General features: G+C 70.6%; 16 protein-coding genes, 1 tRNA gene and 2 pseudogenes. 3 read left to right on the top strand and 16 right to left on the bottom strand.

Features of this window, described 5'->3' with window-relative positions; translation table 11 throughout:
• Positions 1-78: 78 nt before the first annotated feature.
• The 4 genes and pseudogenes from E5671_RS46415 to E5671_RS26105 all read right to left on the bottom strand — a co-directional run.
• A pseudogene (locus E5671_RS46415) lies at positions 79-831 on the bottom strand (AfsR/SARP family transcriptional regulator); the annotation flags it as partial.
• A 520-nt stretch (positions 832-1,351) separates the two neighbouring features.
• Positions 1,352-3,511: an ATP-binding protein gene (locus tag E5671_RS26115; protein ID WP_336605850.1), complete on the bottom strand. Its 2,160-nt coding sequence runs from the start codon at positions 3,509-3,511 to the stop codon at positions 1,352-1,354.
• Positions 3,504-4,379 (bottom strand): response regulator transcription factor, encoded by an 876-nt coding sequence (locus E5671_RS26110; RefSeq protein WP_202121266.1) that lies wholly within the window; start codon positions 4,377-4,379, stop codon positions 3,504-3,506. Before E5671_RS26110 ends, E5671_RS26115 begins: the two co-directional genes overlap by 8 nt.
• A gap of 292 nt (positions 4,380-4,671) precedes the next feature.
• Positions 4,672-5,061: pseudogene (locus tag E5671_RS26105) on the bottom strand (hypothetical protein); the annotation flags it as partial.
• A 177-nt stretch (positions 5,062-5,238) separates the two neighbouring features.
• Here E5671_RS26105 and E5671_RS47085 point away from each other — a divergent pair.
• Positions 5,239-5,739, top strand: a complete 501-nt coding sequence (locus E5671_RS47085) for an FxLYD domain-containing protein (RefSeq protein ID WP_202121265.1) — start codon at positions 5,239-5,241, stop codon at positions 5,737-5,739.
• 30 nt (positions 5,740-5,769) lie between these two features.
• Here E5671_RS47085 and E5671_RS26095 read toward each other — a convergent pair whose 3' ends face one another.
• Positions 5,770-6,363, bottom strand: coding sequence for a TetR/AcrR family transcriptional regulator (locus E5671_RS26095; protein ID WP_160506358.1), 594 nt, complete (start codon positions 6,361-6,363; stop codon positions 5,770-5,772).
• Between the two features lie 99 nt (positions 6,364-6,462).
• Between E5671_RS26095 and E5671_RS26090 the strand changes: the two genes are divergently transcribed.
• Complete coding sequence (locus tag E5671_RS26090; protein WP_160506357.1) at positions 6,463-7,005, top strand: LppU/SCO3897 family protein; 543 nt, start codon at positions 6,463-6,465, stop codon at positions 7,003-7,005.
• 97 nt (positions 7,006-7,102) lie between these two features.
• Here the strand turns inward: E5671_RS26090 and E5671_RS26085 are convergent.
• The 11 genes from E5671_RS26085 to bldG form a co-directional block, all read right to left on the bottom strand.
• Positions 7,103-7,176, bottom strand: a tRNA-Thr gene (locus E5671_RS26085).
• 101 nt (positions 7,177-7,277) lie between these two features.
• Positions 7,278-8,825, bottom strand: coding sequence for an alpha/beta hydrolase (locus E5671_RS26080; RefSeq protein WP_160506356.1), 1,548 nt, complete (start codon positions 8,823-8,825; stop codon positions 7,278-7,280).
• A gap of 91 nt (positions 8,826-8,916) precedes the next feature.
• Positions 8,917-10,122 (bottom strand): DNA polymerase III subunit delta', encoded by a 1,206-nt coding sequence (locus E5671_RS26075; protein ID WP_160506355.1) that lies wholly within the window; start codon positions 10,120-10,122, stop codon positions 8,917-8,919.
• A 130-nt stretch (positions 10,123-10,252) separates the two neighbouring features.
• Positions 10,253-13,414 carry a dTMP kinase gene (gene tmk / locus E5671_RS26070; RefSeq protein WP_160506354.1) on the bottom strand — a complete coding sequence of 1,054 codons (3,162 nt, stop codon included), beginning with the start codon at positions 13,412-13,414 and terminating at the stop codon, positions 10,253-10,255.
• Positions 13,415-13,524: 110 nt separating this feature from the next.
• Positions 13,525-16,356, bottom strand: coding sequence for a type I DNA topoisomerase (topA, locus tag E5671_RS26065; RefSeq protein ID WP_160506353.1), 2,832 nt, complete (start codon positions 16,354-16,356; stop codon positions 13,525-13,527).
• 275 nt (positions 16,357-16,631) lie between these two features.
• Positions 16,632-16,829 carry a hypothetical protein gene (locus E5671_RS26060; protein ID WP_160506352.1) on the bottom strand — a complete coding sequence of 66 codons (198 nt, stop codon included), beginning with the start codon at positions 16,827-16,829 and terminating at the stop codon, positions 16,632-16,634.
• 227 nt (positions 16,830-17,056) lie between these two features.
• Positions 17,057-18,577 carry a DUF7059 domain-containing protein gene (locus E5671_RS26055; protein WP_160506351.1) on the bottom strand — a complete coding sequence of 507 codons (1,521 nt, stop codon included), beginning with the start codon at positions 18,575-18,577 and terminating at the stop codon, positions 17,057-17,059.
• A 140-nt stretch (positions 18,578-18,717) separates the two neighbouring features.
• Positions 18,718-19,299 (bottom strand): small secreted protein, encoded by a 582-nt coding sequence (locus E5671_RS26050; RefSeq protein ID WP_160506350.1) that lies wholly within the window; start codon positions 19,297-19,299, stop codon positions 18,718-18,720.
• A gap of 198 nt (positions 19,300-19,497) precedes the next feature.
• Positions 19,498-21,909: a sodium-translocating pyrophosphatase gene (locus E5671_RS26045; RefSeq protein ID WP_160506349.1), complete on the bottom strand. Its 2,412-nt coding sequence runs from the start codon at positions 21,907-21,909 to the stop codon at positions 19,498-19,500.
• Between the two features lie 283 nt (positions 21,910-22,192).
• Positions 22,193-22,630: an ATP-binding protein gene (locus E5671_RS26040; RefSeq protein WP_160506348.1), complete on the bottom strand. Its 438-nt coding sequence runs from the start codon at positions 22,628-22,630 to the stop codon at positions 22,193-22,195.
• A gap of 113 nt (positions 22,631-22,743) precedes the next feature.
• Positions 22,744-23,085, bottom strand: coding sequence for an anti-sigma factor antagonist BldG (bldG, locus tag E5671_RS26035; RefSeq protein ID WP_003975386.1), 342 nt, complete (start codon positions 23,083-23,085; stop codon positions 22,744-22,746).
• 80 nt (positions 23,086-23,165) lie between these two features.
• Here bldG and E5671_RS26030 point away from each other — a divergent pair, with 80 nt between their 5' ends.
• Entirely contained in the window at positions 23,166-25,619 is a 2,454-nt protein-coding gene (locus E5671_RS26030; protein ID WP_160506347.1) for a DEAD/DEAH box helicase, read from the top strand.
• Positions 25,620-25,918: the final 299 nt, after the last annotated feature.

Raw genomic sequence — 25,918 nt, 5'->3', positions numbered from 1 at the left:
ACCCGTCCGCGCACCCCCCGAAGCCGAACCCGCCAGCACACCCCCCGAAGCCGAACCACGCCCCACCAACGCCGACCCAGCAGGCTCCTGCAGTACCTCGCGGTGTGCCTCCCGTACCGAGGCGCCCGGTTCCACGCCCAGTTCCTCCACCAGCCTGCGCCGCAGCTCGCGGTGGACTGCGAGTGCTTCCGCCTGGCGGCCCGTGCGGTGCAGTACCAGCATCAGCTGCCGGTGGAAAGTCTCCCGCAGCGGATACTCGGCGACCAGTTCCGCCAGCTCCGGCACGAGCCCTCCGCCGCCGGCCCCGGTCGCCAGCTCCGCGTCGTACCGCAGCTCGAGGGCGAGCAGCCGCGCCTCCTCCAGGCGCGGCACGAGCGCGTGGCCCGCCGCGTCCGCGGGCAGCCCGCCCAGCGGGGCGCCGCGCCACAGGGCGAGCGCGCCGGAAGCGGCGGACACGCAGCCGTCCCAGTCACGTTCCGCATGCGCGGACCTGGCCTGCGCGACCAGCCGCTCGAAGACCCGAACGTCCAGCTCACCGTCGGCCACCCGCAGCCGGTACCCCGGAGGCACCGCCCGCAGCCGGTCCGGGTCGTCCAGGAGCCGGCGCAGACGCGTCACGTGGTTCTGCAGCGAGGCGTGCGCGGACGCGGGCGGTGCGCCGCCCCACAGCGCGTCCTTGAGGGCGTCGACGGAGACCACCCTGCCCGGTTCGAGCAGCAGCGCGGCCAGCAGGGCGCGGCCCTTGGCGCTCTGCACGGGCTGCGGCTCGCCGTCGGCGTCGTACACGGCAGGAGCGCCCAGGAGCCCGAACCGCAACCCGTCGCACCGCACGTCCACGCCATCTCCCGCCAACCGTTGGCCACATGTTAGCGATCGGTTGGCGGGCCCTGATGGGATCAGAACATCGGGCCCGGCCCCGCCGGTACTCGCGCCAAGCGCGTAACTCGGGGGAGTGTCACCGTTGCGGCCGGGCCCGCTCAGTTTCTGCGATGCGCTCTTAACTCCCTTACGGGGTGGGGGAGTTGAGGTGCTCGCGGAACGAGAGCAGCCGCGCGAGCGCCACCGTACCCATGCGGGAAGCACCACCCCACGGGTCTCAACAGCACCCTCCGGCCGCCGGATTCCGGCACCAGGTGCTCACTGATCACCCACCATTCGCCCACCATTCGCTCACGTGGGCGGGCCGCGCGATGAGCCCCCGGGATGGTATCCCCCGGTAACACCCGCCCCCGGCACCAGTCATTCAGCGGCGTCCATGCGTGCATGCGGCCTTGCGTGCACTGCGTCCCTGCGCACACATGGACGCATCCCCGCGTCCCCGCATCCCCGCGTCCCCTCATCCCCGCGTCCCTCACTCCTCCGGCACCCGCACCGTGAACACCGCCCCCTCCCCCGGCGTACTCCGCGCCGCCACCGTCCCGCCGTGCCCCTCCACCAACTGCCGGACGATCGCGAGGCCGAGCCCGCTGCCGCCCGTCGCCCGCGTACGGGACTTGTCCGCTCGCCAGAAGCGGTCGAAGACGTACGGCAGGTCTTCGGGACTGATGCCGGTACCGGTGTCGGCGACCTCCACCACCACCGCGTCGAGCGTCGCGCGGCAGTTGATCGTCACGCTGCCGCCCTCCGGAGTGTGCCGGATCGCGTTGGAGACGAGATTGCCGATGGCCTGGCGGAGCCGGAGCGGGTCGGCCGTGAAGCAGGGGTCCCCGAGCGTCATCGCGCTCAGCCGTACGCCCGCCGCCTCGGCACCCGCCTGGTGCGCCGCCGCGACCTGGTCCACGACGTCGGACGCGTGCACGGGCTCGCGGTGCAGCCGGAGCGTACCGGCGTCAGCGGCGGCCAGATCCTGGAGGTCGTTGACGATGTGCTGGAGCAGCACGGCCTCTTCGAGGAGCGAGGAGACCAGCTCCGGGTCGGTGGCGACCACGCCGTCCTCGGCCGCCTCGAGCCAGCCGCGGATGTTCGAAAGCGGCGTACGCAGCTCGTGCGCGACGTCGCTCACCATGGCCTGGCGCTGGTCCTCCAGGGCCTTGCGGTGGGCGGCCATGTCGTTGAAGGCGTCGGCGAGTTGGCGGATCTCCCCCGCCGATCCCGCCGAGCGCGCGGTGACGGGTTCGGCCGCCTCGCCCGTCTTCATGCGCTGCGTCGCGGCGGTCAGTGCCCGCAGCGGGCGGGTCAGCCGGCTCGCGGCGAAGGCGGTCACGGCGACGGTCACCGCGAGGATGCCCGCCGAAAGGCCCGCGAGCCGGGTGGTGTTGGCCCCGGAGAGGCTGAACCCCGAGTTCTCGCCGGCGCGGGCCGCCGCGGTGCGCGAACCGTCGGAGCTGGTGACGAAGAGGAGGGCGGGCGCGGAGACGTACGGACCGAGCTGCTCGCGCCGGGCGCTGCCCACGCAGGCGGCGGTCTTGGTGTCGAACTCGCTGCCGACGCGGCTGACTCCGCCCGACGGCTCGGTGGGGTACGGCGATTCCGAGGGGGTGGCCGTAAGCGCACCCCGCCCCTTGGGAGGGGCGCTCGGAGCCGGGGAGGCGCCCTGTTCGGCCTGGTCACCCGGCCCCGGCTCTGTGGACGGGTCCGTGGACGGGGCTCTGGACGGGGCCCTGGACGGGGCCGTGGACGGTTCCGCGGGCGGTTCCGCGGGCGGGTCCGTTTCGGTGGGGATATAGCGCCCGGATTGACGGTCGAACACGCCCACCGACTGCCACCACGTCAGATCGAGCCCGACCTTGACGGGCGGGGCGTCCCCGCGCCGCAGGCACGCGTTGGTGAGTTCGTTGAGCCGCTCGAGCGCCTTGCTCTCGGTACGGGTGGGCATGTCGAGCCGGTAGTCGCGGCAGCTGGAGTCGAGGAACTGGGACGGGTCGTTGGGGGCCTCGACGCGTGGCCGCCCACTGGGTCCCTGGACGGCATGGGCGGAAACCCCGAGGTCGTGCATGCAGCCCACGACGCTCGCCGCCACCTTCGCAAGCTCTTTCCGCTCCGACCCCGGCAGCCGGAAGGGCCCGACCGCGCGCGGATCGATACGGTCCTGGCCCCCGGCCTCCGCATCCGCGCTCCCCGCACCGGCGGTCAGCGCCCCGTCGACGGCGAGCGGATCGACGACGGCCGAGGCCTTGGACGGCAACTCGGCACCGACTGCCCCCTTACCGTCCTTGCCATCCTTGCCATCCTTGCCACCCCTGCCCCCACCCTCCCCCTCTCCCTCGCCCCGCGAGTCGGCGATGACCACCCGATCCTGCGTGGTCAGGGCGATACGCCGCCCGGTCTGCCGGGCCAGCTCCCGCACGGTCTTCTCGGCGCCCCGCCACCCCGGCGCACCGGCCGCGAGACCGAGCAGCTCGTCGTAGACACGGGCGTCATCGGCGAGTACCTGCCCCTGTTCCTGCCGGATCGCGCCGGACGTGGTCTGCGCGGCGAGCCAGGCGGTGGCGGCGATCGAGACCACGGAGACGAGAACGGAGACCGCAAGGAGCCGGGGCAGCAGACTCTTGCGGAACGGTATGTCACGCACCACGTCGCGCCGCCGCCCCGAGGGCCTGTCCGGGGGCGGGTACGGGGGCGGGCCCGGGGGCCGGTCCGAGGGCGGGCCTGGGGGCAGGCCCAGGGGCCGGGGCCGCGCGGAAGGCCGCACCCGTGAGCTTGTACCCGACGCCGAAGACCGTCACGAGATGGCGCGGCCTGCGCGGATCGGCCTCGATCTTCTTGCGCAGATTCAGTACGTGTACGTCGACGGTGCGCACCGATATGTACCCCGAAGACCCATGAATACGATCAAGCAGCTGGGGCCGTGTGAACACCCGCTCAGGCTCCGCCGCCAGCGCCGCGAGCAGCTCGAACTCCCCCGGAGTGCACTCGACGAGCCGCCCGTCGACGGTCACCTCGTGCCGCACCGGATCGACGGAGAGCCCGCCCACCCTCAACACACGCGGCACTGCTTCGGCGCCTTCGACGACGGGATGGTGCGTGCCCTGGGAGCGCCGCAGCAACGTACGGACACGGGCCATGAGCTCGCGCGGGCTGTACGGCTTCGTCAGATAGTCGTCGGCCCCGAGATCGAGCCCGAGCAGCAGATCGTCCTCGGTCGTCCGGGCGGTCAGCATCAGAATAGGAATCCCGGCGACGGAGCCGCCCCCACCGCCGCTCCCGACCCCACTCCCGCCACCGCTCCCAGCCCGCAGGACGCGTGTGACGCCGAGGCCGTCGACCCGCGGCATCATCACGTCGAGCACGAGCAGGTCCGGCGGCCTGCGCCGCACCTCGTCGATCGCGGCGCGCCCGTCGTGGACGACGGCGACCGTGTGGCCCTCGCGCTCCAGATAGCGGCGGACCAGCTCGGCCTGTTTCTCGTCATCCTCCGCGACCAGGACAAAAGCGCACATGGCGTCGAGCATATGCGGGGCGGCACGGGCCTGACCGGATACGGACAGCGGCCTGACAGGATCCTCATAACTCCCGACAGGCTGCCTACACCTCGCGCCCCTCGTCCGCCCCGTACACCTCGCGCCCCTCGTCCGCCCCGTACACCTCGCGCCCCTCGTCCGCCCCATACACCTCGCGCCCCTCGTCCGCCCCATACACCTCGCGCCCCTCGTCCGCCCCGTACACCTCGCGCCCCTCGTCCGCCCCATACACCTCGCGCCCCTCGTCCGCCCCATACACCTCATGCGCCTCGTACGGCACGACCACGACCTGGAACTCGTCCTCGTAGACAACCCGCCCCGGATCCGATGACCGCACCACCCGGCACTCGATGCCGTGCGCGTCCAGAATCTCCAGATAGCCGGGCAGGCGCTCGATGAGATGAGTGGCGGTGACCTTGAACCAGGCGACGGCGCCGGGCGTGACGTCGGGGTCGTAGACGGTGGGGTCCACCTTCGAGGGGGTCGGATACGCGGCGTCGTACCAGTCGTTGTTGACCCGCCGGAACCGCTCCTGCTCCGGGGTCAACTTCCCTTCCCTGGCAAGCCCGTTGACGAGAACGAACACACCGGGGAAATGCCCGCGCGGATGGCGCGAGGGCGACTCGTACCGAACGTAAGCGGCAACACCGTCATCACTCATCGCGGCATCCTCGCAGGCCCTGGAGCGCCCGCAGGAACAGGGCTCCCCCACCGGCCCGCCCGTCACCCCGAACCCCCACCTGCCGAACCAGCACCACAGCAATGAACGACGCCCCGCACAGACCCATACGGCCGCCCCACCTCGCGCCCAAAGCCCACCACCCCGAAGGTGGTCCGCATGAACCGCACCCAAGCCACCCGCGCCACCAAAACCACCCGCATCGCCACCACCGCAGCCACCACCGCAGCCACCGCCGCCCTCCTCGCCCTCGCCACCACCGCCTGCTCGGACAGCGACGTGGACAAGGTCAAAGACAGGGCCGCCTCCGCCACAGCCAAGGCGGGCGAAGCCGTCGCCTCCGCCACGGAGGCTGCCGCGTCCAAGATGGCCGAGGTGAAGGACGGGGCGGACGCGAAGGGCGACGTAAAGGTCGACGGCCCCACCAAGTCAGAGAACGACCGGGCAACGGCCAAGATCACGGCCACCAACACCACGGACAAGAAGGCGGACTACACCATCTCCGTCAACTTCCGCGACGGCGACGGCAACCTCCTGGACACGGCAGTCCTCAACATCAGCGACGTCGAAGCCGACCAGTCGAAGTCCGCCACAGCCAGCAGCAACCGCTCCCTCTCCGGCTCCCCGAAGGCAGAAATCGGCAGGGCACTACGCCACTGATCACCCCACCCAACAGCCCCAACAGCCCCCTCAGGGAACGATCGACCGCCAAATCCGCTCCGGCAGAAGCCGCGCCGCCTGATCGAGATCGACGTCGTCGTACCCGGCGAGCCAGCGGCGCGCGGTCGCGACGACGGGCCCCAGGACCAGCCCCTCGATCAAGGACATGGGAAGCGGAGCGACCTCACCCGAGTCGACGTGCTGCTGCATCCAGCCGGTCAGCGGGGACAGCCTGGCCTCCTGGGCGTCACGGAGCTGCCGGGCCTGCGCCATCCCGAGCCGGTCGGCGTACGAGGAGTGCAGGAGCCGGGCGGCGTCCGGGTTCTCCTGGATGAACCTCAGGTAGGCCCGCACAAGGGAGCGGATACCGGTCCGTGCCGTACGGGAACGCTCCACGGAAGCGCCGAGCTCGGTGAGGAGACGGCCGAGCCAGCGCACCAGCAGGGCGCTCATGAGGCCGTCGACGCTGCCGAAGTGGTGGTAGAGACTGCCGAGGCTGACACCACTGGCCTTGGTGAGCGCGCCGACGGTCACGCCCTGCTCGCCGGAGTCGGCGTACACCTGGAGCGCGGCCTCCAGGAGTCGGTCGGCGGTCTCTTCACCGCGTTGCTGCTTGGGGCTCATGGTCCACCCAGCCTAGAGCACCCCTGGAGCCTTCCATTCCTAGAGCGTATTTCTAGAAAAACACTCCACTCAAGCAACCCTCTGGCTCATACTGACCCGGTGTCTGAACCCATATCGCCGGCCCCACGGCCCAGCCGCCCACCCGGCTCCACCGCCCGCGGCTGCCTGGCGGCGCTCGGCGCCATCGGCGCCGTACTCATCGTCATCCTGCTGCTGAACCAAGGGGAGGACGACGACGGCAACAGCGCCGCTCCGGGCCCCTCGACCAGCACCCCTTACACGAGCGACCCATACTCGGACGCCCCATCCACAGACGACCCGTACGACACCGGAACGGCCCCGGCCCCCGCCGCGACGCCCACAAGCCAGGCCCCCACCCCCTTCACGTCGGGGACCTGCCTCAACGGCACGCTGCCGGACTCCACGACAGCGCAGGAGGTCAACGACGTGGAGGAGGTGTCCTGCTCGGCGTCCGACGCCCACTACGAGGTGATCGAGACGATCCCCATGACGTCAGAAATGAGCCGCTGCAACGACAACCCGAAAACCCAATACGCCTTCTCGTACCGCTACACCCTCAACGGCTCGACCATCAACGAGTACGTCTACTGCCTGATCGGCCTCGGCTCATACGCCCGCTGAACACCCCGAACAACGGGACCACTCCAGCAACAACGGGACCACTCCAAGCAAAGCAAAAGCCCCAGGTCACGGCGAGTGAGTCCTGGGGCTTCCACAGAGCCGCCTTCGGGATTCGAACCCGAGACCTACGCATTACGAGTGCGTTGCTCTGGCCATCTGAGCTAAGGCGGCACGCGTCCCGCACCTATGGTGCGATCAGCAGCGACGCCAAGTCTACACAGTTTCCGGGGGTGCTCCGTACACCCCCGGTGGGCGGCCCACCAGGGCCCGTGTCACCCCTGCGAGCAGCGCTTTCCGTCGTCCGGGGCCTTGCCTTCCAGCAGGTACGCGTTGACCGCCTCGTCCACGCACTTGCTGCCGCGCCCGTACGCCGTGTGGCCGTCCCCCTCGTACGTGAGCAGCTTGCCGGAGGAGAGCTGGTCGGCCAGGGCCTCGGCCCAGCGGTAGGGCGTCGCCGGGTCGCGTGTGGTGCCGACCACGACGATCGGAGCCGCGCCTTCCGCCTCGATGCGGTGCGGCTCGCCCGTCGCCTTCACCGGCCAGTACGCGCAGTTCAGCGAGGCCCAGGCCAGGCCCTCGCCGAAGACCGGGGAAGCCTTCTCGAAGTCCGGCAGGTACTTCTCCACATCGGTGGCCGTGTCGAAGGCCGGGGGGAGGTCCAGGCAGTTCACGGCGGCGTTGGCGAACATGAGGTTCGCATACGTCCCGTCGCCGTCACGCTCGTAGTAGCTGTCCGAGAGGGAGAGGAGGCCCGCGCCGTCCCTGTCCCTCATCGCGGTGCCCAGCGCCGTGCGCAGTTGGGGCCAGGCGCCCTCGTCGTACATCGCCGCGATCACGCCCGTCGTGGCGAGCGCCTCGCCGAGCTTGCGGCCGTCGGAGTCGCCGGTGGGGATCGGCGTGCGGTCCAGTTCGTCGAAGAAGGACTTGAGGCGCTTGCCCGCGTCCGCCTCGCTCCCCGTGCCCAGGGGGCAGTCCGACCGGCCCACGCAGTCCTTCGCGAACGACTGGAACGCCGTCTCGAAGCCCGCCGTCTGGTCACGGTTCATGCGACGCGCCGGAAGCGACGGGTCCATCGCGCCGTCCAGGACCAGGCGCCCGACGCGGTCGGGGTAGAGCCCGGCGTACGTCGCTCCCAGGAACGTGCCGTACGAAGCGCCCACGTAGCTCAGCTTCTCGTCGCCGAGCGCCGCGCGCAGGATGTCCATGTCGCGGGCCGCCTCGACCGTCGAGACGTGCGGCAGCACCTCGCCGGACCGCTTCTCGCAGCCCGCCGCGAACTTCTTGAAGGCGAGCGACAGTTGGACGGTCTCGCGCTCGTCGTCCGGTGTGACGTCCGTCTGCGTGTGCGCATCCATCTGCTTGCCGTCGAGACAGGTGACGGGCTCGCTGCGGGCCACGCCGCGCGGATCGACCGCGGCCATGTCGTACTGGGCGCGGACCTCTTCGGGGTAGCCGAGGGCCGCGTACGACTGGAGGTAGCCGATCGCCGAGCCGCCGGGGCCGCCCGGGTTGACCAGGAGCGAGCCGAGGCGCTTGCCGGGTCCTGTGGCCTTCTTCCGGGATACGGCGAGCTTGATCGCCTCGCCGTCCGGCTTCGCGTAGTCCAGCGGCGCCTTCATCGTGGAGCACTCGAAGCCGGCGACGCCGCACTCGCGCCAGCTCAGCTTCTGCTCGTAGTACGGAGCCAGCTCCTGCGGGGTGGCGCGGGGCAGCGCGGCCATGGACACGTCCGCCGTCGTGCTTCCGGCCGAGCAGCCGGAGATGAGCAGTCCGGCGGCCAGGAACGCGGTCGCGGGGGTGCGGAGTCCTCTGATGCGCATCACGTGAGACTAACGCCATGCGTTGGATCAGTGACACAAAGTGCCCATACGGGTGACTCCGTCAACCTCAGATCCGGAGCCCAGAAGCTGCTTAGCCCGCCCGCAGCGCCACCGTCATCGCCTCTACCGCGAGCAGCGGCGCCACATTGCGCTCCAGTGCCGTGCGGCAGGCGCCGATCGCCTCGATGCGGCGCAGCGTGGACTCGGGCGATGTGCCTCGCGCCAGGCGCTCCAGCATGTCGAGCACCTCCGTGTTGGCCAGTGCCACGCGCGAGCCGAGCTGCAGGGTGAGCACGTCGCGGTAGACACCGGTCAGCTCGATGAGCGCGAGGTCGAGGCTGTCGCGCTGGGTGCGGGTCCTGCGGCGCTTCTGCCGGTCCTCCAGGTCCTTCATGACGCCCGCCGTGCCGCGCGGCATCCGGCCGCCCTTCTCCGCGCCGAGCGCCGCCTTCAGGTCGTCGGTCTCCTTGACGTCGACTTCCTCGGCGACCTGCTTCGCGTCGTCGCCCGCCGTGTCGATCAACTCCTGCGCGGCCTTGAGGCAGCCGCCGATGTCCTCCACGCGCATGGGCAGCTTGAGCACGGCGGCACGGCGCTCGCGTGCCCGCGGGTCGGTCGCGAGGCGGCGGGCGCGGCCGATGTGCCCCTGGGTGGCGCGCGCGGCGGCAGCGGCGACATCGGGCTCGATGCCGTCACGCCGGATGAGTACGTCCGCGACGGCGTCCACCGGAGGCGTACGCAGCGTCAGATGGCGGCAGCGCGAGCGGATGGTGGGCAGCACGTCCTCGAGCGAGGGCGCGCAGAGGAGCCATACGGTGCGGGGGGCGGGCTCTTCCACGGCCTTAAGCAGGACGTTGCCCGCGCCCTCGGTGAGGCGGTCGGCGTCCTCCAGGACGATGACCTGCCAGCGGCCGCCCGCGGGCGACATCTGTGCCCGCCTGACCAGCTCACGGGTCTCCTTGACGCCGATGGACAGCAGGTCCGTACGCACCACTTGGACGTCGGCGTGCGTGCCGACCAGGCTCGTGTGGCAACCGTCGCAGAAGCCGCAGCCGGGGGCGCCGCCGAGCGCGCGGTCCGGGCTGGTGCACTGGAGCGCGGCACCGAAGGCGCGGGCGGCGGTGGACCGCCCGGAGCCGGGCGGCCCGGTGAACAGCCAGGCGTGCGTCATCTTCGACGCCTCGGGCCGCGGGGTGCCCGCGGCCACGGCGGTGACCAGCGTGTCGGCGTCCCGGGCGGCGGCACTGAGCTGCTCACTCACCCGCTCCTGGCCCACCAGGTCGTCCCATACGGTCATCGGTCACCGCCTCCGCCCTGCTCCCGCGTCGTACGTCGCGCGCTGTCGAATTCATTGTGGAGCACGCCACTGACAACGCGGGCCGCTCGCCGCTCGCTGCTCGCTCGGTGAGGCTCAGCACCTCAGTGCATCAGCGCCTGTTCCGCCCACGGCCGCCCCGGCCGTCCCGGCCGTCCTCATCCTCGTCCCGCTCCCCCAGCAACTCGTCCGCCAACGAAGGCAGATCGTCCAGCGGAGTCTCCTCCGCCCAGTCCGAGCGAGGCCGCTGAAGAGGCTCTCCGTGCTCATCGACCTGGGGCAGCTCACGCGTGCGGTCGTTCCCGCCGCCGTCCGGCGAAGGCGCGGGCCGCTCGTCCCGCTCGTCGCGGAAGTAACCCGGCGGCACCTTGTCCTCCTGTACGGAAGGCAGCACGGCCGTCTCGTCCGCAGCACCCGGCACGGGCGGCTGCGGCAGCACCTCGGTCTCATCCGAACCGGAGGTGTCCTGTACCTGCGGGAGCACCGCGGTCTCGTCGGCCGCACCCGGAGCGGACGCACCCGGCTTCACGACGGGAGTGGGCACCGTCGTCTCGTTGTCCGGCACGGCATCCGATGGCGACGCGGACTGAGCCGGAGCCGACTTCGGAGCTGGGGCCGACTTCGAAGCCGGAGCCGACGCAGGCTTCGGAGCCGGAGCAGAAGCCGCCGCACTCGAAGCGGCAGCAGCCGCAGCCGCGGAAGCCGCAGCCAACCGCCGTGCCTCCTCGGCCCGCAGCAGCGCCTCTTCAGCCTTGCGCTGCTTCTCAAGGCGTCGCGCCTCGGCCTCGGCACGGAGCCGCGCCTCTTCCTCCGCCTCCTGGCGGCGCCGCGCCTCCTCGGCCGCCCGCACCTTCTCCTCGGCGAGCAGTCGCGCCTGCTCCTCCTCGGCCCGGCGCTTCGCCTCCTCGGCGCGCTGCCTTGCCTCCTCCGCCTGCCGTTCGGCCTCGCGGCGCTGCGCCTCCTCCAGCTCGCGGCGCTTGCGCTCCTCCTCCTCGGCGCGGAGCTTGGCGAGCTGCTCCTGGCGCTCGCGCTCGACCCGCTCCTCCTCCGCCTTGCGGGCGGCTTCTTCCTCGGCCTTGCGGCGCGCCTCTTCCTCGGCGGCCTTGCGGGCCTCTTCCTGTGCCTTCACCTCGGCCTCGGAGAGCGGCAGCATCAGGTCGAGCCGGTGCCGGGCGACGGTCGTGACCGCCTCCGGCTCCTGAGCGGCGTCGATCACCAGATAGCGTCCCGGGTCGGCGGCGGCGAGCGTCAGGAAACCGGACCGCACGCGCGCGTGGAACTCGGCGGGCTCCGACTCAAGTCGGTCGGGGGCCTCGGTGAACCGCTCGCGGGCGGCCTCCGGCGACACGTCGAGCAGCACCGTCAGATGCGGCACCAGCCCGGCCGTCGCCCACCGCGAGATACGGGCGATCTCGGTCGGGGACAGATCGCGCCCCGCGCCCTGGTAGGCCACGGACGAGTCGATGTACCGGTCGGAGATGACGACCGCGCCCCGCTCAAGGGCGGGACGTACGACCGTGTCGACGTGCTCGGCGCGGTCGGCGGCGTACAGAAGTGCCTCTGCGCGGTGCGAGAGCCCGGCCGACGAGACATCGAGCAGGATCGACCGCAGCCGCTTGCCGACCGGCGTGGCGCCCGGCTCGCGCGTCACGACGACCTCGTGGCCCTTGGCCCGGATCCACTCGGCGAGCGCCTCGGCCTGCGTCGACTTTCCGGCGCCGTCGCCGCCCTCCAGGGCGATGAAGAAGCCCGTGGCCGCGATCCCCTGCGCAGGATCGTCGCCGCCGCGCAGCGCGTCCCGCAGGTCGTGGCGCAGCGGCACGCCCTGCCTGTCGTCGATCTTGGCGAGGACCAGCGCGGCCACCGGCAGGAGCAGCGCGCCCACCAGCATCAGCGTGAAGGCGGCGCCTCCGTGGTCGAACACGAACTTGCCGTTGACGAAGCGGTGCGGTCCGATCGCCGCCGCGACCACGGGGGCGATGAGCGCGCCGAGCGCGATGAAGAGGCGTACGACCGCCTGGAGATGTTCCGTCGTGCGCGCCCTGCGGTAGTCCTCGACCTCCTGGTCGAGCAGTGCGTGCCCGGTGTGCGCGGCGATGCCCGCGGCTACCCCGGCGAGCGCCAGGAGCAGCAGCACGGTCGTCACGTCGGGCACGAGCCCCGCGGCGAGCAGCGCGACGCCGGTGAGGGCGATGGCGAGCGCGAGCAGCCTGCGGCGCGAGAGCGAGGGCAGCAGCGACGGTGCGGTGCGGATGCCGACGGCGGTGCCACCAGTCAGCGCGAGGACGATCAGGCCGTACGTGACGGGCCCGCCGTCCAGGTCCTTGGCGTGCAGCACGGCGACCGCGACGGAGGCCGCGATGGCCCCGGCGATCGCGGCGCAGGCGGCGACGAGCAGCGGGATCGCGCCGGTGCGGCCGCGGTCGGTGCCGCTGCCGGTGCGCGGCCTGCGCAGGCCTTCGAGGGGGCTACGCGCGCGTGGCGTCTGCGTGGCGGGAAGTTCGAGGAAGTAGACGATCGACAGCGAGGCCGCGAAGAGCCCGGCGGCGACGAAAGAGGCGAGCCCCGCCTGGTGCGCCCCGAACCAGTCGATCCCGGTGCCGAGGAGGTTCCCGACCAGGGTGACGGCGACGAGCGCGGCGGCCGCGACGGGCAGCGCGATGAATCCCGTACGCAGCGACAGGCGCCGCAGTGCGTCCATGTGGTCCGGCAGCGGCCGGACCGTCGCGCCCTCCAGGGGCGGCGCGGGCAGCAGCGCGGGCGCCGCGCTCTCGCGGCAGACCGTCCAGAAGCGTTCGGCGACGCCGATCACGAAGGCGGTGACGAGCAGCATCGCGAGCGCGTTGTCCGGGGTCCAGTCGATCCACAGCGGCGCGACGATCAGGAGCCCGGCCCGCAGGCCGTCCGCCACGACCATCGTCCAGCGCCGGTCAAGGGGCCCGTCCGGTGACGTCAGTGAGCTCAGCGGCCCGAGAAGCACCGCTCCGAAGAGCAGCGTCGCGAGAACGCGTGCCCCGAAGACAGCGGTGACCGCGAACGCGACCCCTCGATAGCCGCCCCCGAACGCCCCCTCGGCGATGGCCGCTTGCAGCGCCAGCACCACCAGGACAAGGAGGGCGAGGGCGTCGCCGACACCGCCGACCAGCTGGGCGCTCCAGAGCCGCTTCAGCTGCGGCACGCGCAGCAAGGCGCGGACAGCACGCTCTCGGGAATCTGCGACCAGGGCGTCGTCGGGGGCCGGGTTTCCGACCGTTGGCTGCTCGGCACGCGTCATCCGTCCAGCCTATCTGGACGGTGTGACACACCGAAGGGGCGCCCGAACAAACGGGCGCCCCTTCGGTTCACACATTCACAGCGCCGTCACCGGGCGACGTACGCGGCCGCCTACTCGGCGTCGGACGCCTTGGCGGCCGAAGCCGCGGTCTTCTTGGCGGCGGCCGTCTTCGTAGTGGTCTTCTTCGCGGCCGTCGTCTTCTTGGCAGCCGTCTTCTTAGCGGCCGTCTTCTTGGCGGCCGTCTTCTTCGCGGGAGCCTTCTTCGCCGCCTTCTTGGCGGTCTTCTTGGCCGGCCCCTTCGCCCGCTTCTCGGCGAGCAGTTCGTAGCCCCGCTCGGCGGTGATGTCCTCGACGCTGTCGGCTGCCCGCAGCGTCGCGTTCGTCTCGCCGTCCGTGACGTACGCCCCGAAGCGGCCGTCCTTGACGACGACGGGCTTCCCGCTGACCGGGTCCTCGCCGAGTTCCTTCAGCGGCGGCTTGGCCGCGGCCCGCCCACGCTGCTTGGGCTGGGCGTAGATCGCGAGGGCCTCTTCCAACGTGATGTTGAAGAGCTGCTCCTCGGCCTCCAGGGACCGCGAGTCCGTGCCCTTCTTCAGATACGGGCCGTAGCGCCCGTTCTGCGCGGTGATCTCGACACCCTCGGCATCGGCACCCACCACACGCGGCAGGGACATCAGCTTCAGGGCGTCCTGGAGCGTCACCGTGTCGAGTGACATCGACTTGAAGAGCGAGGCCGTCCGCGGCTTGACCGCGTTCTTGCCGGTCTTCGGGGTGCCCTCGGGGAGCACCTCGGTGACGTACGGCCCGTAACGGCCGTCCTTGGCGATGATCTCGTGGCCCGACGTGGGGTCGGTGCCGAGAGCGAAGTCACCGCTCGGCTTGGCGAGCAGCTCCTCGGCGTACTCGACCGTCAGCTCGTCCGGCGGCAGGTCGTCGGGCACGTCGGCGCGCTGGTGGCCCTCCGCGTCCTTCTCCCCGCGCTCGATGTACGGGCCGTAGCGGCCGACCCGCAGCACGATGCCGTCGCCGACGGGGAAGGAGGAGATCTCCCGGGCGTCGATCGCGCCCAGGTCGGTCACCAGTTCCTTGAGCCCGCCGAGGTGGTCGCCGTCGCCGTTGCCCGCGCTCGATGCGGCCCCCGCGTCGTCACCCTCGCCGAAGTAGAAGCGCCTCAGCCACGGCACGGCCTGCGCCTCGCCCCGCGCGATGCGGTCGAGATCGTCCTCCATGCGTGCGGTGAAGTCGTAGTCGACGAGCCGCCCGAAGTGCGTCTCCAGGAGGTTGACCACGGCGAAGGACAAGAAGGAGGGCACAAGGGCGGTGCCCTTCTTGAAGACGTAGCCGCGGTCGAGGATCGTGCCGAGGATCGACGCGTACGTCGACGGGCGGCCGATCTCGCGCTCTTCGAGCTCCTTGACCAGCGAGGCCTCGGTGTAGCGGGCCGGCGGCTTGGTCGCGTGGCCGTCGACGGAGATCTCGTCGGCGGACAGCGCGTCGCCCTCGCTGACCTGCGGGAGCCTGCGCTCACGGTCGTCGAGCTCGGCGTTCGGGTCGTCCGCGCCCTCGACGTAGGCCTTCATGAAGCCGTGGAAGGTGATGGTCTTGCCGGACGCGCTGAACTCGGCGTCGCGGCCGTCGGCGGCCGTGCCGCCGATCTTCACCGTGACGGAGTTTCCGACCGCGTCCTTCATCTGGGAGGCGACGGTCCGCTTCCAGATCAGCTCGTAGAGCCGGAACTGGTCGCCGGTCAGGCCGGTCTCGGCGGGCGTGCGGAAACGATCACCCGAGGGGCGGATCGCCTCGTGCGCCTCCTGCGCGTTCTTGACCTTCCCGGCGTACGTGCGGGGCTTGTCCGGCAAGTAGTCGCTGCCGTAAAGCTGCGTGACCTGCGCGCGGGCGGCGGTGACCGCCGTGTCGGACAGTGTCGTGGAGTCCGTACGCATGTAGGTGATGAAGCCGTTCTCGTACAGCTTCTGGGCCACCTGCATCGTGGCCTTCGCGCCGAAGCCCAGCTTGCGGCTGGCCTCCTGCTGCATCGTCGTCGTACGGAACGGCGCGTACGGAGAGCGGCGGTAGGGCTTGGACTCGACCGAGCGGACCGCGAACCGGGTGTTCTCCAGGGCGGCGGCGAGCGAGCGGGCGTTCGCCTCGTCCAGGTGCAGCGTGTCGGACTTGAGCTGCCCGACCGAGTTGAAGTCGCGGCCCTGCGCGATGCGCTTGCCGTCGACCGTGGTGAGGCGCGCGACCAGCTGCGATGGGTCGGAGGCGTCACCGGTGCGGCCGGTGCCGAAGGTGCCCGTCAGGTCCCAGTACTCGGCGGAGCGGAAGGCGATGCGCTCGCGCTCACGCTCGACGACCAGGCGGGTCGCCACGGACTGGACACGGCCCGCCGACAGGCGCGGCATGACCTTCTTCCACAGGACCGGCGAGACCTCGTAGCCGTACAGACGGTCGAGGATGCGGCGGGTCTCCTGGGCGTCGACCATGCGCTTGTTGAGCTCGCGCGGGTTGGCGACGGCACCCTGGATCGCGGCCTTGGTGATCTCGTGGAACACCATCCGCTTGACCGGGACCTTGGGCTTCAGAACCTCGAGGAGGTGCCACGCGATGGCTTCGCCCTCGCGGTCCTCATCGGTGGCGAGGAAGAGTTCGTCGGAGTCCTTCAGCAGGTCCTTGAGCTTCTTGACCTGCGCCTTCTTGTCGGCGTTGACGACATAGATGGGCTCGAAGTCGTTCTCGACGTCCACGCCGAGGCGGCGCACCTCGCCGGTGTACTTGTCGGGTACCTCCGCGGCGCCGTTGGGGAGGTCGCGGATGTGCCCGACGCTCGCCTCGACTACGTAGCCGGGGCCGAGGTAACCCTTGATCGTCTTCGCCTTGGCAGGCGACTCGACGATGACGAGTCGGCGGCCGCCCTTTGCGGTCTCGCTGGTCGGGGACAACTTCGCTCTTCTCTCCGGTCGGTGCTCGGTGGCCGTGGTGCATGGCCTCGCTCGGTGCGCTTGAGTTGCGCTGACGCTGCGGAGTGTGACGGTACATCCCGCCCCCGTGTCAAACGGTAAAAGCCCGCAACGGCCACTCGAACGGTAACCCGACTACCGCCATTCCTGCCGCCCGGAGTGGCGACCTGCCCTTTCACCACCGGCTTCACGACCGGCTCGGCACCGGCGCCGGGCCTACGGCCCGTGTGCGCCCTGAGGCCACCGACCCCTTCCGGTCACATCCGAGTGAAACACCACACTCCGAGCACCAGTGCGCCCGATCCGGCGAGCGCGGCGAGTGTCGCCGATGCGACAGGGTTCACACCGTCGGCGACGGGCGAGCGGTGCGCCACCCGTGCCCCGGTCCACAGCAGCAGTCCCGCTCCGAACAGCGCGAACACCGTTCCTGCGAAGATCGCTGGTCCACTCTCCATGGCGTTGCCTCCCCGACTTGAGTTCCCTGCTTCGGGAAACTTGCACGCCCGGGAATCCGGGGTACGAACCCCGGGTGAACGGAGAGCGCCCGGCCGTACGTCCAGCGGTCGCAGACGTCCCTCCATCCCACCCACAACGGGGGACCGATGTCCGCGAAACGTACGAGACACGCCGTACGCGTACCGCCAACGGGCCGATGAGCGATGTGCTGAGGAGCGATGTGCCTCTACGCGCCGGCCGGCTCCAGAAAGCCCTGCTCTACGAGGAGCCGGATCTGCGCGGGCGTGCGGTCCCGCAGCAATACGGGGTCCTCCCCCACCAGTTGGGCGATCGCGTCGAGGATCCGCCCGGCACTCAGTGTCCCGTCGCACACACCGGCGAAGCCCGCGCCCACCGTGTCCACCTTGGTGGCCCGCCGCATCCCGCGGTGCTGGCGCAGCACGACGTGCTCCGGGTCCTCGGCTCCGGGCAGCCCGACCTGCTCCTGCACGACCTCGTCCGCGAGCTTGAAGTGCCCTGCAAGCAGCGCGGCGTCGTCGTGCGCCCGCAGGAAGTCCTGGCGCGCGAAGAACTCCCGCACCGTCTCACCCAGCGGCTGTTCGACGGGGTGCGGCCACTCCTCGATGGTCACGGACGGCTCGGCCACACCGGACTTGCGGAGTGTGATCCACCCGAACCCGATCGCGCGCGTCTTGCGTGCGTCGAACTCGTCGAGCCACGCGTCGTACCGCGCCGCGTACTCCTCCGGGTCCGTGCGGTGGTCCCCGGCGTCCCGCAGCCACAGCTCGGCGTACTGCGTGACGTCCTGCACCTCACGCTGCACGATCCACGCGTCGCACCCGCGCGGCACCCAGGAACGGAGCCGCTCGGTCCACTCCTCGCCGTCCACGTGCTGCCAGTTGGCCAGGAAGTGCGCGTACCCCCCTTCGTTCAACCGCTCCCCCGCCTGCTGAACGAGCGACCGGCACAGATCGTCCCCGCCCATCCCGCCGTCGCGGTAGGTGAGCCGCGCTCCGGGGGAGATCACGAAGGGCGGATTGGACACGATCAGGTCGTACGTCTCATCGCCCACGGGTTCGAAGAGGGAGCCTTCCCGCAGGTCCGCCTCGGGAGCACCGGACAGGGCGAGGGTGAGCCGTGTGACGTGCAGCGCGCGGGGGTTGAGGTCGGTCGCGGTCACCCGGGTCGCGTGTTGCGCGGCGTGCAACGCCTGGATCCCGGAGCCGGTGCCGAGGTCGAGAGCGCTGGCCACCGGTGTACGCACCGTGAGCCCGGCGAGCGTCGTCGATGCCCCGCCGACGCCGAGTACGACCCCTTCGTCATGGCTGCCGATGCCTCCGGCGCCGCCGACCGCGCACCCCAGGTCCGAGACGATGAACCAGTCCTCGCCGCCCGGCCCTCCGTAGGGCCGCACATCCACGGTGGCCTTCAGCGCGCCCTCACCATCCGCCGCGGACAGCCAACCGCTCTCCAGTAGAGGGCCGACCGGCAGAACGGCCGCCACGCGCGCGTGCGGCACGGAACGCTGCAACAGGAAGAGCCGTACGAGCGTCTCCAGCGGCCCTTCGCCGCGGGTGGCCCGCAGCGCGGGCACGGTCTCGCTGCGCGCGAGAGCCGTGTAGGCAGGCGCCCCGAGCAGCTCGAGCAGCCCGTCAGCGGTGAAGTCGGCCGCCAGCAGGGCTTCCCGCAACTGGGCGGAGACGTCGGCACGATCGGACGAGGGCAGGGGGGCGCTAGCGATACTCACCCCCTCATTGTGACCCGATACGGCGTTCTGGGCGGTACCTGCCGTGCCCACCACTGCCGGGACAGCCAGACGCAACGCTGCCCCGGCGCCCGGGGTGGTCCCCATGGGCCGGGGCAGCAGGTCGAAGAAGGGGGCAACCCCTAGGCGGCGGAAGGCGTAGCGCTAGCCGACTTGCAGCTGTCCTGCTTGCCCATCGCCTTGCCCACCTCACCCTCCTGCAACTTCTCAAGCGCCTCGTTGCCGCTCTTGCTCAGCTTGTCCAGCTCCCCCGCGACGGTCTTGAGGCCGTCCGCGAAGTCCGCCTGGTTCTTGGTGTCCAGGCCGTCGACCTTCTTCTTCAGGTCGCCGTACGACTTGGAGATGGCGTTCAGTTCCTTGACCGCGTCGTCGGTCTTCTTCTGGCCGCCGTCGACCGGCGGGGCGCCCGCGTCCTTCACCGCGGCGCCCATCGCCTTGTAGGCGTCGGACATGTCCTGGAACGCCTTGGAGTCGGTCTTCTGGACGTCCTCCGGCGAGCTGTTGTCCGAGGTCTCCTTCTGGATCGCCGCGTTGGCGGCAGCGATCTTCTTCGACTGCGGCTGAACCGAGTCACAGACGTCCTTGGCCCAGGAGTCCAGCTTCTCGTTGCCGTCGTCGCTGCAGCCCGACAGCGCCAGTACCAGTACCGCACCGCCGGACAGTGCGGCTGCAAGCTTCTTGTTCACCGGATTGGTCCCTTCCATGGCTCTCGGCCCCGGAACTTACACGCCAACTGGGCTACAACCGCATGCCGGGGGTCCGGTACCACCCCTATTGAAGCCATTTGCACCAAGCAGAGAGCGCGAGAGAAGGCTCACGAGACATTCACCGGGTGCACGAAGGGCGGACGCCGCGTCAAAACGCGCCGCCCGCCCCTGTGTTGGGCAGAGTCTGACCCGGTGTTACGAGACCACGGTTGCCGGGTCAGCCGGTTTGCCTACCCGTTCCGCACCACCCGCCTCCTCGTCGCCCACGGCGATGCCCCGCCTCTTGGAGACGTACACCGCGCCGATGATGACCAGGATCGAGAGCACGGCGATCACTGCCCGCACCCCCGCGCTCGCGTCGTCCCCGTAGCTGAACTGGACGACCGCGGGCGCGATGAGCAGCGCCACCAGGTTCATCACCTTCAGGAGCGGGTTGATCGCCGGTCCCGCGGTGTCCTTGAACGGGTCACCGACGGTGTCACCGATCACCACAGCGGCATGGGCCTCACTGCCCTTGCCGCCGTGGTGGCCGTCCTCGACGAGTTTCTTCGCGTTGTCCCAGGCGCCCCCGGAGTTGGCGAGGAAGACCGCCATGAGCGTGCCCGTGCCGATCGCGCCCGCCAGGAACGAGCCGAGCGCGCCGACGCCGAGCGAGAAGCCGACCGCGATCGGCGTGAGCACGGCGAGCAGACCTGGCGTGGCCAGCTCGCGCAGCGCGTCCTTGGTGCAGATGTCGACGACGCGCCCGTACTCCGGTTCCTCGGAGTAATCCATGATCCCGGGGTGCTCGCGGAACTGCCGCCGCACTTCGTAGACCACCGCTCCGGCCGACCGCGACACCGCGTTGATCGCAAGCCCCGAGAAGAGGAAGACGACCGCGGCGCCCAGGATCAGGCCGACCAGGTTGTTGGGCTGAGAGATGTCCATCACGAGGTTCATCGGGGCGCCGTCGCCCATTTTCTCGCCGACGTCCTTGGCCGCGGTCGCGATGGCGTCGCGATACGAGCCGAAGAGCGCCGAGGCGGCGAGGACGGCCGTGGCGATGGCGATGCCCTTGGTGATGGCCTTGGTGGTGTTGCCGACGGCGTCCAGGTCGGTGAGCACCTGCGCGCCGGCGCCCTCGACGTCACCGGACATCTCGGCGATGCCCTGCGCGTTGTCGGAGACCGGACCGAAGGTGTCCATGGCGACGATCACGCCGACCGTGGTGAGCAGGCCGGTTCCGGCGAGCGCCACCGCGAACAGGGCGAGCATGATCGACGTACCGCCGAGCAGGAACGCCCCGTACACGCCGAGCCCGATCAGGAGCGCGGTGTAGACGGCCGATTCGAGGCCGATCGAGATGCCTGCCAGGACGACGGTGGCCGGACCGGTGAGCGACGTCTTGCCGATGTCCTTCACCGGCCGCCGGGTGGTCTCCGTGAAGTACCCGGTGAGCTGCTGGATCAGCGCTGCCATGACGATGCCGATCGCGACGGCGACGACCGCGAGAACCCGCGGGTCTCCGTCGTGAGCCGCGATCGCCGCGTCCGTTACGCCGTCCAGGTCCGCGTACGACGACGGCAGGTAGACGAAGACCGCCGCGGCCACGAGCACCAGCGAAATGATCGCCGAGATGAAGAATCCGCGGTTGATGGCGGTCATCCCGCTGCGGTCGGAGCGCCGTGGCGCCACCGCGAAGATCCCGATCATCGCCGTCACGACGCCGATCGCCGGAACGATCAGCGGGAAGGCGAGTCCGGAGTCGCCGAACGCGACCTTGCCGAGGATCAGCGCGGCGACCAGGGTCACCGCGTACGACTCGAAGAGGTCGGCGGCCATTCCCGCGCAGTCGCCGACGTTGTCGCCCACGTTGTCGGCGATGGTCGCGGCATTCCTCGGGTCGTCCTCAGGAATGCCCTGCTCGACCTTGCCGACCAGGTCGGCGCCGACGTCGGCGGCCTTGGTGAAGATGCCGCCGCCCACACGCATGAACATCGCGATCAGCGCCGCCCCGAGGCCGAAGCCCTCCAGGACCTTCGGCGCGTCGGCCGCGTAGACGAGCACCACACAGGAGGCGCCCAGAAGACCGAGCCCCACCGTGAACATGCCGACAACGCCGCCCGTGCGGAAAGCGATCTTCATGGCCTTGTGCGAAACAGCGGTGAGATCCTTTTCGGGTTCACCTTCCGCAGGCGTGGCCTCTCGTGCGGCTGCCGCCACACGCACATTGCTGCGTACGGCGAGCCACATGCCGATATAGCCGGTGGTCGCCGAGAACACCGCACCGATCAAGAAGAAGATCGATCGGCCGGCACGCTGATTCCAGTCGTCTGCGGGCAGCAGCATGAGCAGGAAGAACACCACGACGGCGAAAACACCGAGAGTGCGCAACTGCCTGCCCAGATAGGCATTGGCGCCCTCCTGGATCGCCTTCGCGATCTTCTTCATGCTGTCGGTGCCCTCGTCGGCCGCGAGCACCTGGCGTACGAGCACCCAGGCGACCGCGAGGGCCGCCACCGCGACGGCCGCGATGACCATCACGATGAGGCGATTGTCGTCGGTCAGTACTGCGGCTGCGAAGGTTGAGGGGTGGTCAAACTGATGAGGGGTAGAAAGCCCCGCCATTCGTCCTCCTTGACGCCTGGGGTGAGCTCAAGATGTGGACGGATTGTAGGTAGCGGAACCTGATCAAAACAGAGTGCCGCAAACGGAATTGGCGCGAGATTGCTCCCCAGCAAATGATCGCGACCACAGATTGACCCCGAAAGCGGTAATGCCCCAAAACCGTTGACGGCACCTGGCAGTCCCGAGGCAATTGACCGGGGCAATGATCAGAAAAGAAAAAGGCCCTGCTCCCGAACCGGGAGCAAGACCTTGGTCTGGCGGGGCAGAGCCGAAGCTCGCCGGATCAGAGAAGCGGCGCCGGGGCCGTCGGCCACGTCATCCGGATGAGACCGCCGCCCTCGCCTGCGGTGACCTCCACGTCGTCCACTAGCCCGCTGATGACGGCGAGACCCATCTCGTCCTCACCCTCGGCCTCCAGATCGTCGGCCCCACCGGACCCCGAACCGGGTGCCCGGTCGCCGGGAGTCGCGTGGGGTGCCTCGTCGCCCACCTCGATGGAGAACTGCTTCTCGTCCTCGATCAAGGCGACCCGCACCGGCGCCGACACGCCGTTGCTCTGGTGCAGCCCCACGGCACGCGTGCAGGCCTCGCCGACAGCGAGTCTGACCTCGTCGAGGACGGCCTCGTCCACTCCGGCCCTGCGCGCGACCGCCGCCGCCACGAGCCGAGCGGTCCTGACGTGCTCGGGCAGCGCGCTGAAGCGGAGTTCAACGGTGGCCATGCATCCCCCTCGGACATACGCGCGTGCTGTCAGGGGGCCGGGCCGAGGGCCCGGTCCCCTGCTGTTCTGCCACTCCCGGGCCGAGCAAGCAGCCGACCCGGGACATCCGGCTCTCAGTCGGTGGCCGCGACCGCTTCCTCGACCGAGGTGTGAATGGGGAACACCTTGGTCAGGCCGGTGATGCGGAAGATCTTCAAAATACGTTCCTGGTTGCAGACCAGGCGCAGCGAGCCCTCATGGGCACGCACCCGCTTCAGGCCGCCGACCAGCACGCCGAGCCCGGTGGAGTCGAGGAAGTCCACGCCCTCCATGTCGACGACCAGGTGGAAACTGCCGTCGTTCACCAACTCGACCAACTGTTCGCGCAACTTGGGCGCGGTATAAACATCGATTTCGCCACCGACCTCGACGACCGTACGATCGCCGACGGTACGGGTCGACAGGGACAGGTCCACGGATCCTCCAGCACCTTGCTATCGAGCGGTCATCCCTCGGGACACCTCGGCAGAGCCCCCAGGACGGATCGCCAGCCGCGATGGCATTCAATCACTTACAGGCAGGCGTGCACGACGCCTTGGGACCATTGTCCATCCCGCCAGTGACACACTCGGTGCCGATGGCCAACTTTTCTCCGCCGGGAGGACCCTCCACGGGCGCCCCGGTACGCACGTCTCCACGGACGGTCCTGGACCGGCTCACCGCGGGGCCGAGCCGTGCTTCGCGCGTCACTCATACGGAGCACTTGCCCCCGCGCGAGGCTCGATATGCAGTCTGGCCTGATCGCATCCGTTCGGAAGTCGTCGCCGCGGTCCAATCGGCCGGGATCGAGCATCCCTGGGCCCACCAGGCACTCGCCGCCGAGCACGCCCTGGACGGCGAGTCGGTCATCGTCGCCACCGGCACCGCCTCGGGAAAGTCGCTGGCGTACCTCACGCCCGTGCTCTCGGCCCTCCTGGACGGCTCGGAGGCCCCGAACGGCCGCGGCGCGACCGCGCTGTACCTGGCCCCGACGAAGGCGTTGGCCGCCGACCAGCGCCGCGCCGTGCGCGAGCTCGCCGCGCCGCTGGGCAACGCGGTCCGCCCCGCCGTGTACGACGGCGACACCCCCGTCGAAGAACGCGAATGGGTACGTCAGTACGCCAACTACGTCCTGACCAATCCCGACATGCTGCACCGCGGGATACTCCCGTCCCACCCCCGCTGGTCCTCCTTCCTGCGCGCCCTGCGCTATGTCGTCATCGACGAGTGCCACACCTACCGCGGCGTCTTCGGCTCGCACGTCGCCCAGGTCCTGCGCCGCCTGCGCCGCCTCTGCGCCCGCTACGGCTCCGACCCCGTCTTCCTCCTCGCCTCCGCCACCTCCGCCGACCCCGCCATCGCCGCGGAACGCCTCACCGGGCTCCCGGTGAAGGAGGTCGCCGACGACGCCTCACCCCGCGGCGACCTCGTCTTCGCCCTCTGGGAACCCCCGCTCACCGATCTCCACGGCGAGAAGGGTGCCCCCGTCCGCCGCACCGCCACCGCCGAGACGGCGGACCTCCTGACCGACCTGGCCGTCCAGGGCGTCCGCTCAGTCGCCTTCGTACGGTCCCGGCGCGGCGCCGAGCTGATCGCGGTGATCGCCCAGGAACGCCTCGCCGAGGTCGACCGCTCCCTCGCCCGCCGCGTGGCCGCCTACCGGGGTGGATATCTCCCCGAGGAACGCCGCGCCCTGGAGCGGGCCCTGCACTCCGGGGAACTCCTCGGCCTCGCGGCCACCACCGCCCTCGAACTCGGCGTGGACGTCTCCGGGTTGGACGCCGTGATCATCTGCGGCTATCCGGGGACCCGCGCCTCGCTCTGGCAACAGGCGGGGCGTGCGGGACGCTCCGGGCAGGGCGCGCTGGCCATCCTCGTCGCCCGCGACGACCCGCTGGACACGTATCTCGTCCACCACCCCGAAGCGCTGTTCGACCAGCCGGTGGAGTCGACGGTCCTCGACCCCGACAATCCGTACGTCCTCGCGCCCCACCTCTGCGCGGCCGCCGCGGAACTCCCGCTCACGGACGACGACTTGGCGCTCTTCGGCCCGGCCGCCGAGGACCTGCTCCCGCAGCTGGAGGCCGCGAAGCTGCTGCGCCGCCGCACGAAGGCCTGGCACTGGACCCGCAGGGAGCGGGCGGCCGACCTCACCGACATCCGCGGCGAGGGCGGGAAGCCCATCCAGATCGTCGAGGAGGGCACGGGGCGGCTGCTCGGCACCGTCGACGAGTCCGCCGCGCACACCGCCGTCCACGAGGGCGCGGTCCACCTCCACCAGGGCCGCACGTATCTCGTGCGCCGCCTTGACCTGGAGGACTCGGTCGCCCTGGTCGAGGAGGCCGGTCCGCCGTACTCCACGACCGCCCGCGACACGACGGCCATCTCCATCCTGGAAACGGACACCGAGATCCCCTGGGGCTCGGGCCGCCTCTGCTACGGCTCCGTCGAGGTCACCAACCAGGTCGTCTCCTTCCTGCGCCGCAAGCTGATCACCGGCGAGGTGCTCGGCGAGACCAAGCTGGATCTGCCGCCCCGCACGCTGCGCACCCGCGCGGTCTGGTGGACGGTCACCGAGGACCAGCTGGACGCCGCCCGCGTCAATCCGGAGATCCTCGGCGGCGCCCTGCACGCCGCCGAGCACGCCTCCATCGGCATGCTGCCGCTCTTCGCGACCTGCGACCGGTGGGACATCGGCGGCGTCTCCGTGCCGCTGCATCCGGACACGCTCCTGCCGACCGTCTTCGTGTACGACGGCCACCCCGGCGGGGCGGGCTTCGCCGAGCGGGCCTTCCACACGGCCCGCGAATGGCTGACCGCCACCCGCCAGGCCATCGCCTCCTGCGAGTGCGAGGCCGGCTGCCCCTCCTGCATCCAGTCCCCGAAATGCGGCAACGGCAACGACCCCCTGCACAAACGCGGCGCGATCCGCCTCCTCACCACCCTCCTCAAGGACGCCCCCACCCCCTGAGGGGCCTCGGTCGACCGCTGCGGAGCTCGCTTCCGGCGGCCTCAGCGGCGCCGCGTACGCACCCGGTCGCCGCCCGGCAGAGCGCCCCGCCCGCGCCTCAGGGCTCTCCTCAGCAGGGGCCACAAGGGGGCCTGACGGGCCTGGGGCAGCTCGCGCCGACCGCACGTCCGGGTGTCGCCCGGCGTGCGCCACAGCACCTGCCCCCGGGTCCGGAGCCGGGCCTGGCGCAATCGGGCCCGCCGGGCCCGCCCTGGATCTGACCTCCGTCATGAACGGGCCGAAGCCGGCCTCCGCAGTGG

This window comes from Streptomyces sp. BA2, assembly GCF_009769735.1.
GTDB lineage: Bacteria > Actinomycetota > Actinomycetes > Streptomycetales > Streptomycetaceae > Streptomyces.
Note: the sequence above shows the minus strand (reverse complement) of the source record. Positions and strands in the feature narration are given on the sequence as shown.